At 58.8% G+C, this 15,128-nt stretch carries 14 protein-coding genes; 6 read left to right on the plus strand and 8 right to left on the minus strand.

What is annotated here, in order from left to right:
* Positions 1-7: 7 nt before the first annotated feature.
* Positions 8-1,999 (minus strand): DNA primase, encoded by a 1,992-nt coding sequence (gene dnaG / locus A6U86_RS06935; RefSeq protein WP_068388153.1) that lies wholly within the window; start codon positions 1,997-1,999, stop codon positions 8-10.
* 569 nt (positions 2,000-2,568) lie between these two features.
* On the opposite strand from dnaG, the gene A6U86_RS06940 reads away from it, so the two are divergent.
* Positions 2,569-2,802 carry a hypothetical protein gene (locus A6U86_RS06940; RefSeq protein ID WP_068388155.1) on the plus strand — a complete coding sequence of 78 codons (234 nt, stop codon included), beginning with the start codon at positions 2,569-2,571 and terminating at the stop codon, positions 2,800-2,802.
* Positions 2,803-3,138: 336 nt separating this feature from the next.
* Entirely contained in the window at positions 3,139-4,041 is a 903-nt protein-coding gene (locus A6U86_RS06945) for a hypothetical protein (RefSeq protein ID WP_068388158.1), read from the plus strand.
* Here A6U86_RS06945 and A6U86_RS06950 read toward each other — a convergent pair.
* Positions 4,022-4,474, minus strand: a complete 453-nt coding sequence (locus A6U86_RS06950; protein WP_068388162.1) for a GatB/YqeY domain-containing protein — start codon at positions 4,472-4,474, stop codon at positions 4,022-4,024. The genes A6U86_RS06945 and A6U86_RS06950 overlap by 20 nt on opposite strands.
* 308 nt (positions 4,475-4,782) lie before the next feature.
* On the opposite strand from A6U86_RS06950, the gene carA reads away from it, so the two are divergent.
* Positions 4,783-5,991 (plus strand): glutamine-hydrolyzing carbamoyl-phosphate synthase small subunit, encoded by a 1,209-nt coding sequence (gene carA / locus A6U86_RS06955; RefSeq protein ID WP_068388622.1) that lies wholly within the window; start codon positions 4,783-4,785, stop codon positions 5,989-5,991.
* Between the two features lie 104 nt (positions 5,992-6,095).
* Here the strand turns inward: carA and A6U86_RS06960 are convergent, their stop codons facing one another.
* From A6U86_RS06960 to A6U86_RS06975, 4 genes are all read right to left on the minus strand, one after another.
* Positions 6,096-6,668, minus strand: a complete 573-nt coding sequence (locus tag A6U86_RS06960) for an EVE domain-containing protein (RefSeq protein ID WP_068388625.1) — start codon at positions 6,666-6,668, stop codon at positions 6,096-6,098.
* 96 nt (positions 6,669-6,764) lie between these two features.
* On the minus strand, positions 6,765-8,162 hold the full coding sequence (locus tag A6U86_RS06965; RefSeq protein WP_068388164.1) for an MATE family efflux transporter: 1,398 nt from the start codon (positions 8,160-8,162) through the stop codon (positions 6,765-6,767).
* 148 nt (positions 8,163-8,310) lie between these two features.
* The gene (locus A6U86_RS06970) at positions 8,311-9,567 is read right to left on the minus strand and encodes a TCR/Tet family MFS transporter (protein ID WP_068388167.1); all 1,257 of its coding nucleotides are present in this window, start codon (positions 9,565-9,567) and stop codon (positions 8,311-8,313) included.
* Positions 9,568-9,724: 157 nt separating this feature from the next.
* Positions 9,725-10,636 (minus strand): LysR family transcriptional regulator, encoded by a 912-nt coding sequence (locus A6U86_RS06975; RefSeq protein WP_068388172.1) that lies wholly within the window; start codon positions 10,634-10,636, stop codon positions 9,725-9,727.
* A 123-nt stretch (positions 10,637-10,759) separates the two neighbouring features.
* On the opposite strand from A6U86_RS06975, the gene A6U86_RS06980 reads away from it, so the two are divergent.
* Entirely contained in the window at positions 10,760-11,752 is a 993-nt protein-coding gene (locus A6U86_RS06980) for an aldo/keto reductase (RefSeq protein ID WP_068388175.1), read from the plus strand.
* Between the two features lie 48 nt (positions 11,753-11,800).
* Here A6U86_RS06980 and A6U86_RS06985 read toward each other — a convergent pair whose 3' ends face one another.
* A complete protein-coding gene (locus A6U86_RS06985; RefSeq protein ID WP_068388179.1) occupies positions 11,801-12,715 on the minus strand; it encodes a neutral zinc metallopeptidase in 915 nt (304 codons plus the stop codon).
* Between the two features lie 94 nt (positions 12,716-12,809).
* Entirely contained in the window at positions 12,810-13,301 is a 492-nt protein-coding gene (locus A6U86_RS06990) for a DUF2306 domain-containing protein (RefSeq protein ID WP_068388182.1), read from the minus strand.
* Positions 13,302-13,386: 85 nt separating this feature from the next.
* Between A6U86_RS06990 and A6U86_RS06995 the strand changes: the two genes are divergently transcribed.
* Complete coding sequence (locus A6U86_RS06995) at positions 13,387-14,217, plus strand: LytTR family DNA-binding domain-containing protein (RefSeq protein WP_068388185.1); 831 nt, start codon at positions 13,387-13,389, stop codon at positions 14,215-14,217.
* Between the two features lie 321 nt (positions 14,218-14,538).
* Positions 14,539-15,117 carry a DUF1190 domain-containing protein gene (locus A6U86_RS07000; protein WP_158008736.1) on the plus strand — a complete coding sequence of 193 codons (579 nt, stop codon included), beginning with the start codon at positions 14,539-14,541 and terminating at the stop codon, positions 15,115-15,117.
* Positions 15,118-15,128: the final 11 nt, after the last annotated feature.

A 15,128-nucleotide genomic window follows, 5' to 3' on the forward strand; every position in this document is an offset into this window, starting at 1 on the left:
TTATTCCCTATTTCCCTGCTACGCCCTTGATACGGCCGGACAACACGCCAAAGCCATCGATGATCGCCTCCTGGTTTTCCAGCCGCACCGCTTCAAGCTGTACTTCCTGCAAGGCGCGCATCAGCTGCTCGATCGCTTCGCCATCGCCATCTTCCGTCGCCTCGGCGATCGCGCCTTCCAACTCGATCTTGTGCCAGCGCAGTGCCTTGGAACGCTTGTGAAGCGCAAGCGCCTGGCGATAGCCCTCGCGGGCATCCTCCATCGCGGCTTCCTCGGTTGCCGTCCAAAGCCGGGCATTGCGAACCTGCTGGTCGAGATTCTTCAGCAATGCGCCGAAATCCTGCTCTTCCAATTGCTCGACCAATCGGTCGCGGACAAGCTGTGATCCGGTCGTGGTTGCGGCAATCCCGAGAACCGCAGACCAGAGGCGCTGCAATTCCCGGCTTTCGTAGTCGATCGCAGCGATCTCGTCATATTCATCCTGCAGCAGCAGCGGATGATTGACGATGGTCAGCGCCAGAACGCTTTCCCGAAGGCTCGGAATGTCCTGATGTCCCTTGATCATCGCCGACCGCGTCAGCCGGTCAGATGCCGTCGTGCTGACAGCAGCCCGATCACGGCCCTGCTGTCCTCCACGCCCGCCGAAGGAGCGGCCGTTGCCGTCGCGGGAAAAACCACGCCCCTGCTGATTGCCGCCACGCTGGAACTGCGGCTGAAACAGCCCGTTCAGCCGCTCGCGCATGCTCTGCTGATAGTGGCGGCGAACATCCTCATCGACGATGACCGACACGATGCGCCGCAACCGGGCCTCGAGTTCCGCCCGTGCTTCCGGCGTTTCGAAGGTGCCGCTGCCCGCTTCCCTTGCCCAGATCATGTCAGCCAACGGCTTTGCCTGCGCGAGAACCTTGTCGAAAGGCGCGCGACCGTCATGGCGGACGAGATCGTCCGGATCCTTGCCATCGGGTAACAGCGCGAAACGGACGGTTCGGCCCGGCTTGATATGCGGCAGCGCCAGGTCGGCGCCACGGTTGGCAGCGCGAATACCGGCGCCATCACCATCGAAGCAGAGCACCGGCTCCGGCGTCATCTTCCAGAGAAGATCGAGCTGATTCTCGGTCAGCGCCGTGCCGAGCGGCGCGACGGCATTCTCGACGCCTGCCTGATGCAGGGCAATGACGTCCATATAGCCTTCGACAGCAATAATGGTGCCGGCACCATCGGCGCCCTGGGAGGCGCGGCGCGCGCGGGTGAAATTGTAGAGTACGTTGCCCTTGTGGAAGAGCTCGGTCTCATTGGAATTGAGATATTTCGCCGGCGCATCCGGCGACATGGCGCGGCCACCGAAGGCAATCACCTTCTCGCGTGACGACAGGATCGGAAACATGATGCGGTCGCGAAAGCGATCGTAGGAGACGGGTACGTTCTCGTGCACGACGAGGCCGCAGGCTTCCATCTGCTCCTTCAATACGCCCTTGCCGGCCAAAAACTCCTTCAGCGCATTACGGCTATCCGGGGAGTAGCCAAGACGGAAGGTCTCGATGGTGCGTCCACTCAAGCCTCGGTCGCGCAAATAGGCGCGGGCGCGGGCGCCATTGGCGGTCTGCAGCTGGTCCTGGAAGAATTGAGTCGCCATCTCCATGACATCTAGCAGCGATGTGCGCTCCTTCTCGCGCTTCGCCTCCATGGGATCGGCAACCGGCATGGGAACGCCGGCCATGTCGGCGATCTGCTGCACCGCCTCGGGAAAGCTTAAGCCCTCGAGCTCGGTCAGAAAACGGAAATGATCACCTGTCACGCCGCAGCCGAAGCAGTGATAGCGGCCCTTGCGGTCTTCGCAGTGGAAACTTGGCGACTTCTCGCCATGGAAAGGGCAGCAGGCCCAGAAATCGCCACGCGGCACATTGGTCTTGCGCCGATCCCAGCTCACGCGACGACCGATCACGTCTGAAATCAGAACGCGGTCGCGAATCTCGTCGAGAAACGTATTGGAAAATCGCATGGCTACCTCTGGCTTGCCCCATATAAACAGGAATGGCGCGCATTGCCACGACGACCCGACGGACACACACGGTATTCACAGCCCAATACGGACGATTGCATTTCCACCCCGCCGATCACAACTTCGTGAAGCCATGACGGAAATCGAGCCGAGCAGACCGGCAAGACAGGTCGATTTCAGCCTGATCCAAACCCGCATTTGCACTGGAATCGAGCGGAAGGGCTGACGGATTCAGCGGCGAGCACTCAACTGCTTTCATGCAAAAAGAGACGGAAAAGCAAGGGCTTGCACATCTTGAGGTGGGTGGAAAGGAAAAACGGATGCGAGAATGACAATCACTGGCTGCAACGCCTATGACTTGCGCCCAAACTGCTTGGTGGCGCATTTGCGGCATGGTTCGTAAGCCAAACATTATTTTTTTGTAATTTGATTGTTGATGTGCACCGCAATAGCGTTCTTCTCACGGGGCGAGACAAGCCGGCGAAGAAACGACTTCGCGACGCGACATGCCGAGACGCCCCGACGAACCGGAAGCCATAAGGAACAGGGCTTTCAGTTTAGGAGATGAAATGCGTGTTCTGATCGTACCCTTAGCCGCCGCGGCGATTTTTGCCACAGCTAATTACAGCTCGGCCACGACAGCTAACGGCAGTACCGAAAAGAACGTGCTTTATGCCGGCGCGGAATACCAGCTGCCGGTTGATATGAAAATCCCTGCCCTCACGGCAGGCGTTAAAGTTCAAATGTACGGACTGCCGTCGCAAGCATTGGCTTTGCCCCAGCAAGTCAGGATCATTCGATAGGTTCACCAGATACTCAGGTGGGGCACCATCCCTACCCCCGGCGCCGCCCCACCTGAGTGCCTTTGCAATAGACGTTTGATTTTTGGGCCCCACCCTGCGTCATCAAACGGCTGCAAAGTGCAAGAAGGCAGGAGCTCCCCCAGCTCCTGCCTTCTCTAATTTTACGGCCCGAAAACGATGAGCGTCGCCCACAAGGCATCGCTATACCGCGTGCGCATGTATTTTGACGTACGTGATGCAATGTATATTTCCTAAGCCCACAAGATATGCCATCCTGATGAACATCATCTTCTTCAGAGAATCCGGAAGTTTGTCCAGTTCATCGGAGACGGCTACATGTCTTTATCCGCGAAGGAACTTGCCCAAGATCCCAATTTTTTTGCCGAAATTCTAGATTATACACGAGAGATTATATCAACTTATAATGAAAATCAGAAAATCTGCTCTGTCTTTGCTTCGCAGCAACGCTGGCTGATGGCGCTTGCGGGTTTTGCCTTATACTATGGCGGCGTCGACGGAGAGCCGCCCGGCCTCCATGCGAATCGTTTTGCCACCTATGTGGTCGAGCACGAGATCGCCAGCCACAACACCGCCCTCAGCTTCATGCAGGACATGCTGGCCGAGGGCTTTCTGCGTTACCTGCCGAACGCGCCAGACCGCCGTGCGCGACCAATGGAACCGACGGAAGAGGCCATCAGGCAGCTGGGGAAATGGCTTGCCATTCATCTCGCAGTGCTGGACCGGCTGGATGGCGGCAGGCGCAGCGTCCTATTTGCCAAGCGCCCCGAGCTGATAGCTGCCTTGCAGCCTGCAATCTCGGTCGGCATCATCGACAGCGTTGATGTTCGCCGCCCAGGAGATACGTTCGATCTGTTCACATGGGTCAATTCCGGTGGCGTGATTATGGACTATCTGATCTCGCGTGTCGGGCTGGTCGATTCGGTAACGCACAGGGCAATTGTCGGGCGAATTGCCTTCACAGACATTTGTCGCCGCTTTCATATTTCCAGAACCCATGCGAAGCGGCTGATGAACAGGGCCGTGAAAATGCAGAGTATCGGGTGGACGGGCTCCTCGGGGAGAAGCCAGCTCTGGCTCTCCTGCGGCTTCATCCAGGAATACCGGAACTTTCAAGCCGAAAAATTCGCCATCATAGAGGGGGTCTGGAAAAGCGCCTTCGGCACGCAGCAAATCCGCATGCCGAAGACGAAACAGCTCTTTATTTCAGCAATTCCTTGAGGATCGCCGAAGCCTTGGCGAAATCCATCTGGCCGGCGTAACGCTCGCGCAGGGCGGCCACGCATTTGCCCATATCCTTCAAGCCCTGCGCACCAAGCTCAGCGACGATCGCGACGCAGATCTCGCGGACCTTGTCTTCCGACAACTGCGCGGGCATGAAGCCCTGAATGACCGTGATTTCCTCACGTTCCTTCGCGGCCAGCTCCGGACGTCCGCCGTCGACATAGATCTTCTCGGACTCTTCCCGCTGCTTGATCATCTTGGCGAGCAGCTGCAGAATCTCGTCGTCGCTGGCCGGTTCCTTGGCCAGGCCGCGATTGGCAATGTCCTTGTCCTTGATGGCGGCAAGGATAAGACGCACGGTGGAAAGCCTTGCCGTATCCCTTGCCTTCATCGCATCCTTCTGGGCGTTGGAAAGGGTCTCGCGGATCATGTCTATACTCCTTGAAGCAGGCGGACGACGATCGCCCGGTCTCTTATTTCATGCTGCCTGTCTCATAGACCATCAGCAGCAACCAATGCAAATGCGTCAAACCGGCCGAAATGGGATGAATTCCCTGGCAGGAAACGAAAAGCGCGCATTGACCGGCTGGCCTTGTTTAGCTATGTCCAACACCTGCACATTAGATCCATATGAAGATCTCAAGCCGCGACACGTGTCGTCGGCCGTACCTTGCTACAAACATGGCGGAAGCCGACGGCCTCTTCAAGGTCGCGCACGACGCCGGAAACGGGATGACTATGACCGCCACAGCCCCATGGACCATTGAAAAGCCGACCGCTCTTCTCGTTCTCGCCGACGGCACCGTGATCGAAGGCAAGGGCATCGGCGCGACCGGCAAGGTCCAGGCCGAAGTCTGCTTCAACACGGCGCTGACCGGCTACGAGGAAATCCTGACCGATCCCTCCTATCTCGGCCAGATCGTCACCTTCACCTTCCCTCACATCGGCAATGTCGGCACCAATGAGGAAGATATCGAAGACCTGACGCCTGCCGCCCGGCACGGCGCGGTCGGCGTCATCTTCAAGGCCGACATCACCGATCCGTCGAACTATCGCGCCGCCAAGCATCTCGACCAGTGGCTCAAGGCCCGCGGTATCATCGGCCTCAGCGGCATCGACACCCGCGCGCTCACGGCCTGGATCCGTGAAAACGGCATGCCGAACGGCGTGATCGCCCATGATCCGAACGGCGTCTTCGACATCGAGCAGTTGAAGGCGGATGCCAAGGCCTGGAGTGGCCTCGAAGGCCTTGACCTCGCCAAGGTCGCCTCCTCCGGCCAGTCCTCGCAATGGTCGCAGACACCGTGGATCTGGAACGAAGGCTATGGCGAACTCGGCGCCGCCGAAGCCAAATACCACGTTGTCTGCCTCGACTACGGCGTCAAGCGTAACATCCTGCGTCTCTTTGCCGGTCTCGATTGCAAGGTCACCGTCTTGCCGGCGACGGCTTCGACCGACGAAGTCCTCGGCCTCAAGCCCGACGGCATCTTCCTGTCAAACGGTCCTGGCGACCCGGCCGCGACCGGCGAATATGCCGTGCCGGTCATCAAGGACCTGCTGAAATCGGACATTCCGCTCTTCGGCATCTGCCTCGGCCACCAGATGCTCGGCCTCGCACTCGGCGCCAAGACGGCGAAGATGCACCAGGGCCATCACGGCGCCAACCATCCGGTCAAGGATCACACGACAGGCAAGGTCGAGATCGTCTCGATGAACCATGGCTTTGCAGTGGACTCGAATTCGCTGCCGCAAGGCGTCGAGGAGACTCACGTTTCGCTCTTTGATGGCAGCAATTGCGGCCTGCGCGTTTCCGGCAAGCCGGTCTTCTCGGTGCAGCATCACCCGGAAGCGTCTCCCGGCCCGCAAGACAGCCACTACCTCTTCCGTCGCTTCATCAATCTGGTGCGCGAAAAGAAGGGCGAACCGGCTTTGGCGGAACGCGCCTAAATCTTTCCAACCCAGCAATATTCAAAAGCCCCGGATTGGCAGCCAATCCGGGGCTTTCTTTTGTTTAGGCCAGCATAGGAAACCTTAGCTGTCCCGTTATCCGGTCAGGCCTGCAGGCGCCGTTGCTTTACCACTTCAAGCTCGCTCATCATGATTTCCTCCAAGAATTCGAAGTCCGACTGCCCGAAGGCAACGAGACCGAATCTCAGCCTGTAACCCCAGTTCTTGTCCTGGGTGAAATCAAGCCAGCCCAGCAAGGGGCGAAGCGGCTGTTCAGGGGCATCCAGCCAATCGACATCGCGGCGATAAGCTTTTCCGCAACCCATCTCCGCTCGGTAGGGCTGACCTTCGCGGACAAAGCCGATGGCGGTAAAGCTCTGAAAGCTGTCTCTCTCGCCCATCTTCACAGATGGAGAGTAATAGACGATGCCGTCGCCCGGCTTGATGCGCTTCAATGGTGCTTCCTTGCCGTGGTTCACCTGCATGAAACCATACTCGCGCCCGAGGCGCACGTGCTCCGCACTAGCCACCGCCAGCCAATAGGACCTCTGCGCCGGCTGAGGCTGCCGGGACGATGTATTGGCGCGCGGAAACAGGCGCACCATGGTGCCCTGGTTGATGGAGTCTTCCCGCGAGAAAAGCGCGGTATCGTTACGATCGCTTGCTTCGAATATCATGGTCATCTCCCGTGATTGGTATGACACCATACATACACGACCATGCTGACAATATTTGTCAGTAGTCTCTTCGCGTGACGCTCAACATCGCCGATTTCACGCGGATTCTGTTTGCGAACGCAACAGAATATAGAAGCGTGTGCACAGCATCACAGCTGCCGAGGCAAGGCCGAGCAGGAACCCGAACCATATGCCGATGCCGCCGAAGCCGAACGGAAAGGCAAACAGCCACGCAAGGAAAAAGCCGATCGGCCAATAGGCGATCAGTGCCATGATCATCGGCACGCGCGCGTCCTTCAGACCGCGCAGCAGGCCGCTGGCGATCGCCTGCAGACCATCGACCAGCTGGAAGAGGCCAGCCACCATGATCAACGGCGCCGCATAGGCAAGCACCTTCGGCGCATCCGCTGAGGTGACATCGACATACCAGCTTCCCAGCCATGTCGGCACGGTGGCGAAAAGGATGCTGCCAAAGACCGAGATCACGCTCGAAACGACAAGCACCACGATCGCCGCGCGCTTGAGACCGAAAAGATCGCCCTGCCCGTGCGCAACGCCCACCCGTACCGTTGCCGCCTGGCTGAGGCCGAGCGGGATCATGAAGGCCATCGACGCCCATTGAAGTGCGATGCCATGGGCTGCCAACTCGATCGTGCCGATCTGTCCCATCAACAACGATGCCGCCGTGAACAGGCTAACCTCCGCGAGAACCGTGATGCTGATCGGAAAGCCCAACCGAATGACGTCCCACAGAGCGTGCCAATCCGGGCGCCAGAGATGGACGAAAATCTCGTAGCGGCGCGTTTCCTCATGGCTCTGCACATAGAAGATGATGAAAATCAATCCGGCCGTCTGCACGGCAACAGAGACGATGGCCGCCCCATGCAGCCCCATAGCCGGCAGGCCGAAATGACCGAGCACCAGAATATAGGCAAGCACGGCATTCATCACGAGCATGGCAATCGTGACTTTGAGGATGATGGCGGCATGACCGATGGCGCTGACCAACGCACGGATAACGTTGTAGAGCAACCCGGGCAGCACGGCGAAGTGGCCAATGGCGATATAGCCGCTGGCCAACCGCGCCACCTCGGGCTTTTGTCCCGCCGCAAGAAGGATCTGCTCCGAATAAAGAAAGGCCGGCTGCGCCAACAGCCAATAGGCTGTCACGACCCACAGACCCATGCGCAAGGCGCGGCGCACAGACGCCACATCGCCCTTGCCATAGGCTTGCGCCACCAGCGGCACCACGGCGATGGAGAAGCCGGCGCCGAAAATCAGAATCGTGAACAGGAACTGCGCAGAGAGCACCATCGCAGCCAGTTGCTCGGCACCAAGCCGGCCGACGATCATCACGTCGGTGGTATTGATGCCAAGCTGCGCCAACTGCGCGCCGATCAACGGTATGCCGAGCGCAAGGGTCGCACGGATATGTGCAGACCACGAATTATTGTTGTCATGCGCGTATGGGCGCGCAGCTAGCGGCATATCCATGATGAAAACTCGATTTCTAGAATCGCGCGAACCGCCCTACCCAAGGGTGCGCAATGCTGCGGCCATACCGCAAGTTGGGCTAAAAAGCCAGTCGGCAAGCCCATAGTGCTAAAGAATTCATCAGGACATCAAAATATCTGATGAATTTTTAGGCCGCCTCGCCCGCCTCTGACTGCACCGCTACCTTCGGCTCGGTCTTGCGAACCTTTGTCAGCAGAACGAAAAGCGCAGTCGCCACCAGAATTGCACCCATGATGAAGGGGGCGCCGGCAAAAACAACCGGTGCCGTGGGCGCGGTGTAGTATTGAAACAGATATGGAAAGAGCAAGGGGCCGACGATCGCGGTGATACTCGTCAAGCTACCGAGCGCGCCCTGCAACTCGCCCTGCGCCGAAGGCGGCACCTTGCTGGCAGCGATGGAACGTAGCGGCGCATCTGCGACGTTTTCGATGACGGTCAGGACGACGACGGCATAGACCATCCACCCTTGCCAGGCGAAAGCATATCCCATCAACCCGAGACAGGAAAACGCCAAACCGAGCAAAGCGGTCTTCCATTCGCCAAGCACAGGCACCAGACGAGGCAGAACCAGCCCCATGACGATGGCCGCTCCGATACCGTACACGCTAAGCGAAAAGCCGATCTGTCCCTCACTCCAATTATAGCGATAGGAAGTGACGAAGGACCACACAGCCGGGTAGACGCCATGCGCCAGCCAGTTCAGGAACATGACGACGCAGACCCAGCCGATACCCTGGTAGCGTCTTATCTGCGTGAGTGCACCGAACGGATTGGCCCGCCAGATCTCGAAGGGGCGACGATGCTTCGCATCCAGCGTTTCCGGCAGCAGGAAATAGGCGCCGACAAAATTCAGGAATGCCAAGGCGGCTGCGCCGTAGAAGGGAACGCGAGGGCCGAATTCACCGAGAAAGCCGCCGATCACGGGACCAAGCACAAAGCCGACGCCGAAGGCCATGCCGATCAGGCCGAAATTCTTGGCGCGGTTCTCATCATTGCTGATATCGGCAATATAGGCGGAACAGGTCGAGAAGCTTGCACCGCTGATGCCGGCAAGAATGCGGCCCACGAACAGCATCCAGTAGGTGCCGGCGATCGCGCAGATGAAATTGTCGATCGCGAATGTCAGTACCGAAGCGAGCAGCAACGGACGGCGACCGAAGCGGTCGCTCAGATTGCCGATCAGCGGCGAAAACAGGAACTGCATCCCCGCATAGGCCAGCAACAGCCAGCCCCCTTCGGTGGCGGCGGTACTGACCGACGCGCCCGTCAGCTCTTCCAGATACTTCGGCATGACCGGCATGATGATCGCAATGCCGATGACATCGAGGAAGAGAATGAGGAAGACGAGGAACAGGCCACGCCGTGCGAATTTCTGATCGATCATGGAGTTGCCTTTAAGGCTCCATCTCCATGAAAGAGACAGAACGTGAACGAAAAATAGGAATGTTCCCATACATAAAGATTTTGGCAGAAACAATCCGTGAACGCTTCAATCTTATTGATTTATTGACCGCTTTTTTTGATCCTCGACCCAAAAGCGACTATCGACCGCGATTGCGCCGCTGCTCGCGATTGAGGAAATCCACGAAGGCTCGAAGCGGCGTCGGCATGTGCCGGCGGCTGGCATAATAAAGAAACGGACCCGAGAAATCCGTGTCCCATTCCTCCAGGATCGGCACCAGCTCGCCGCTGGCGATCTGTGGTGCCAGGAACTCCCGAAAGGTTCTGATGATGCCGAGGCCGGCCACCGCCGCGCTGCGCTCGATCTCGATCGAATTCGAGGCGATGACCATCGTGGGAGCAATGAACAATGTCTCGCCATTGCGCTCGAACTCCCAGGGCAAGATGGAGCCGCCAAGGAAGCGATGGCGGATGCAGCGATGCTCAAGTATGTCCCGCGGATGCTCCGGGATACCATGCGCCGCAAGATAGTCCGGCGCAGCGGCCGTCACGTAGCATTGCCGCCGTGGCCCGATCGGCACGGCGATCATGTCCTTTTCCAGCCTTTCGTCATAGCGAATGCCGGCATCATAGCCGGCTGCCACCACATCGATAAAACTGTCTTCCGCAACGATCTCGACGGAAACCGCCGGATATTCGAGCAGGAATCGATTGATGATGTCGGGCATGACGACCATGGCGGCAACGGTTGGCACATTCAGGCGCAAGGTCCCGCCGACGCTGTCGCGAAAGCTGTTGATGTCGTCGAGCGCCAGGGTGATCTCGCTCATTGCCGGCGTCAGGCGCTCCATCAGCCGCTCGCCAGCTTCGGTTGGCGTGACGCTGCGCGTCGTGCGGTTGAGCAGACGCACGCCAAGCCGCTCCTCCAGCCGCCGAACCGCCTCGCTCAAGGATGAAGCGGATACGCGCCGCTTGCGCGCCGCCTCGCGAAAGCTGCGTTCGCGGGCAACGGCAGTGAAGGCGACGAGATCGGCCAAGGGCAAGTCATCCATTGTGCAAAATTCCAAACGACCTGTTTCGATTTACTCGGATTATCGCACAAAGAGCAACGGAGTAAACAATCCCATCAGATCCAGTTGAAGCTGAGCTATGCTTCCCATCGAAGGAGAACCGCTATGCATAAACACCCATTGGGAAAAACAGGTCCGCAGGTGTCCGCTCTCGGCCTCGGCTGCATGGGCATGTCCGACATGTACGGACCATCCGATCGCGCCGAAAGCATCGCTACCATCCATGCCGCGCTCGATGCCGGCATCAACCTGCTGGACACCGGCGACTTCTATGGCATGGGCCACAACGAAATGCTGATCGGCGAAGCCATCAAGGGCCTGAAGCGCGATGACTTCCTGCTGAGCGTCAAGTTCGGCGCATTGCGGGATCCCTCTGGCGCCTGGCTCGGCTATGATGCGCGGCCAGCCGCGATCAGGAACTTCGTCGCCTATTCGCTGCAACGCCTCGGCGTTGACCATATCGACATCTACCGCCCTGCCCGTCTCGACCCGAACGTGCCGATCGAGGACCAGATCGGCGCGATATCGGACCTCATCAAGGCCGGCTACATCAGGCACATCGGCCTGTCCGAGGTCGGAGCCGACACCATCCGCCGTGCCGCAGCCGTGCATCCGATCGTCGATCTGCAGATCGAGTATTCGCTGATCTCGCGCGGCATCGAAAACAGCATCCTGCCGGCCTGCCGCGAACTTGGCATCGGCATCACGGCCTATGGCGTGCTGTCGCGCGGGCTCATCAGCGGCCATTGGCAGAAAGACAATGTCCAGAAGGGTGATTTCCGCACCATCAGCCCGCGCTTCCAGGCCGGTAACGTGGAAAAGAACCTGGAGCTGGTGGAAGCATTGCGCGGGATCGCCGATGCCAAAGGGGTCAGCGTGGCGCAGATCGCCATCGCCTGGGTCGCAGCGCAGGGCAAGGACATCGTGCCCGTCGTCGGCGCTCGTCGCCGCGATCGCCTGACGGAAGCTTTGGGCGCACTCTCGGTCGAGCTGTCGCAGGCCGATATGGCGGCGATCGACCGGGCCGTGCCCAAGGATGCCGCTGCCGGCGGCCGCTACCCGGAAGCACAGCTGACACATCTGGATAGCGAGAAGTAAGGAATAAGAGTTGCACCCGCTCCCATGATCGGGAGCGGGTGTCAAAAATCAGACCGGATTGTTCAAGGTATCGCAATCGGTGAGCTTGCCGGAATCGAAGCCCTGCTTGAACCACTTCATGCGCTGTGCCGAGGTACCGTGGTTGAAGCTGTCAGGAACGACATAGCCCTGGCTGCGCTTCTGCAGCGTATCGTCGCCGATCTGCTGGGCAGCGTTTAGAGCCTCCTCCAGATCGCCGGCCTGCAGGATGCCTTTCTGCTGGGTGAACTTGCCCCAGATGCCGGCAAAGCAATCCGCCTGCAGCTCGATGCGCACCGACATCTTGTTGGCATCCACTTCGCTCATGTTCCGGCGGGCCTGATTGAACTTCGGCAGGATGCCGAGCTGATCCTGAACGTGATGACCGACTTCATGCGCGATGACATAGGCCTGCGCGAAATCGCCGGATGCGCCGAACTGATCCTTCATCTGCTGGAAGAAGGCCATGTCGAGATAGATCTTCTGATCGCTTGGGCAATAGAAAGGCCCGGTCGCGGCCGAAGCCTGTCCGCAAGCCGAAGGGAAGCTGCCCGAAAACAGCACCAGCTTCGGATCGGTATAGGTCTGGCCCATCGACTTGAAGATGCCGGTCCAGGTATCCTCCGTATCGGCGAGAACAGTCGCAACAAACTGTTTCATCTCGTCATTGGCGGGCTGGCCGTTGCTCCCGGCAGATGTGCTCTGCTGATATCCCGAGCCGCCGCCGAGGACGCCGCTCTGCTGCAGCAAGCCCATAACGTCGACGCCCATGGCTCTCAGCACCAGGAAGATCACCACCAGAATGATGATTGTGCGAAGGCTCAAACCGCCGCCGCCCAACCCGCCGCCGGGAAAGCGAAAGCCGCCGCCACCGCCGCCACTCATGGGCGATGAGCCACGCTCGTCCTCGATATTGTCGGATTGCCGACGCCCCTTCCAATCCATGATTGCACCTCCTGGCGATGCCTGAAACCAAAGTCCCTTAAAGCACTTATATATCCAGGAAGCGGCGCAACGCCAGTTGGCTATCGACAGAACCTCAGCTTAACCGCCGCCGGGGCCGCATTTCTCTATACACACCCCATAGAAGAGCCATAGCAATGACTGCGACGACGACAAGCGGCGCAATTTCGTCGCCGCCGAAAGCCACCTTGTTCATGATGCGGCCCGGGAGGAACGTAAATAATCCCGCGCCGACGATGCCGCCAAAATAAAGGCCTCTGACGATGCGCTTATGCGCCGCGATATTGTGCCTGCGCGCATTGACGATCGCCCCCCAGCAGCCGAATAGAACGAATACCGAGAGCAGATGAATGGGGCTGAAACCATAAAAGAGGTTGATCTGGTGAATGAAGAAGCTCGACAGCGCCGTAATCACCATCAGGCATAACCATATTTTGCCGAGCAACCGATGTCTCGGCGTCCCCTTCGGCCTCAGAAGAAGATAGGCACCGAGCAGGGCAGCGGGAACGACTGCCGCAACGTGAATCTGGATTGCGAATGGGGCATCAAAAAGCGGATCGAGAGTCATGGCGGCATCCGGTTGAGTTTGCCGAGCCTTTCCGCGATATTATCCTCCTCTCAATCGAATTTGCGCGAAAGAACGGGAAAATTTCGTGGATCACACCTTTCTGCAATCCACGCTTCGCGAATTGCAGGTCTTCCAGCGTTCACCGAGATTCTGGGCGACCTTCGTCGCAATCGTCCTGATCTTCGCCATATCAGGCCCATACGGCACCTTTGCGCGGCTGATGCCGGGCGCCCGGCTCGGCTATTGGCTGGCCCTGCATGCGATGGCCTGGTCGATAGCCATCCTCTTCTCCGTTGCGGCCGAAATACTCCTGCGTGAGCGGATGACGAGCATGTTCGCCCGGATGATGACCGGCTCCATCATCGCCGCACTGCCGATCGGCTTCGGCATCGGGCTCGTCGACCTGGCATTCTTCGGCACGGTACCCACCCTGGCAAGCAGCCTGCGGCAGGCCCTGAGTTCGATCCCGCTTTGCTTTCTCTTCTGCCTTTTGACCTATCTGACAATGCACCAGCAAATCGCAATAGCAGCCGAAAGGCCAACTGGCGCGCAGCCAGCGCCTTCTGCCGCAAAGATGGCTGAGATTAAGCAACAGTCTTCACAGCCACCGATCCTCTCACGTCTGAAACCGGAAAATCGGGGAGCGCTCATACGCCTTTCCGTTCGCGACCACTATACCGAGGTCGTCACGAGCCGCGGGCGCGAACTGATCCTGCTGCGATTCGGCGATGCGCTGATGGAAATCGGCGATACCGAAGGCTTGCGCCTGCATCGATCCCATTGGATCGCCGCCGATCATGTCGCCGGTTTGAAACGCGACAACGGCAAGCTTTTCGTCCTGACACACGACGGCTTGGAGATGCCCGTGAGCCGTCCCTATGCGGATGCGGTCCGGCATCGTTTCGGCCAGCAATAGTCGAGCTGCCGGCGCACGGGGATAAAAGCGGCTCGCCTCCCCCGGACATGGAGCGTCGCCAAAACTTGTGAAACCGCGAAAGACATTCTTTACGGTCGCAACCATTGGTCTAAAAAAATCCGGCAAAACGCACGCATACGTTCTTTAAATCAGGCCGATTTACACCTAACTGTTTTGTCGAGCCCATATTCCTTACGTTGAAATCTTTGCTCATGTGAACAGCCGCACCCGTGTGTCTTGCGGCCGATAGACGTGTGCGGGCAACGTGCGAAATATCCGGCTGCGAAGGCGCAAGGCGCAGGGGGTTTTATGAAGCGATCGATGAGTGTGTCGCTGCTGCTCATGGGAACAGCGGCATTGTCGGGCTGCGGCCAGAAAGAAGATAAGGTTCAGATCTATAAGGATGTCGATGCCTGCGTCGCGGGCGAACTCTTTTCCGCCGACGAATGCCGATCCCAGTTTGCCGCTGCCGAGACGGAGCGCGAGCGTAACGCGCCCGCCTACGAGACGGTGGCGAATTGTGAAAAGGATTATGGCGCCGACAAGTGCCAACCGACAACCACCGCACATCAGGCCGGTACCGGCCACTTCATTCCCTTGCTGGCCGGTTATCTTGTCGGCAGCGCCACCAGAACGCTCGACACGCAAGCGCTTTACCAGCCGCGTGGGAGCAGCGACTTTCGAACGGCGACGGGTCGCAGCTTTGCAAACGGCATGCTGCTTGGAAAGACAAACTATGCAGCAAAGAAGAAGGACGACGATACACAAACCTCATCTTCGGGTGGCAGCGGTGGCGGCTCTCATGGTTCCTGGGGGTCGTCTTCGGAGCGTTCGACGCGCTCGACCAGTTCGGTAGAGCGCGGCGGCTGGGGTTTTCGCGGCTTCCATCTTTCGGGTTAACGGGTAGGCAG

The sequence above is a fragment of the Rhizobium sp. AC27/96 genome, assembly GCF_001692325.1.
GTDB lineage: Bacteria > Pseudomonadota > Alphaproteobacteria > Rhizobiales > Rhizobiaceae > Rhizobium.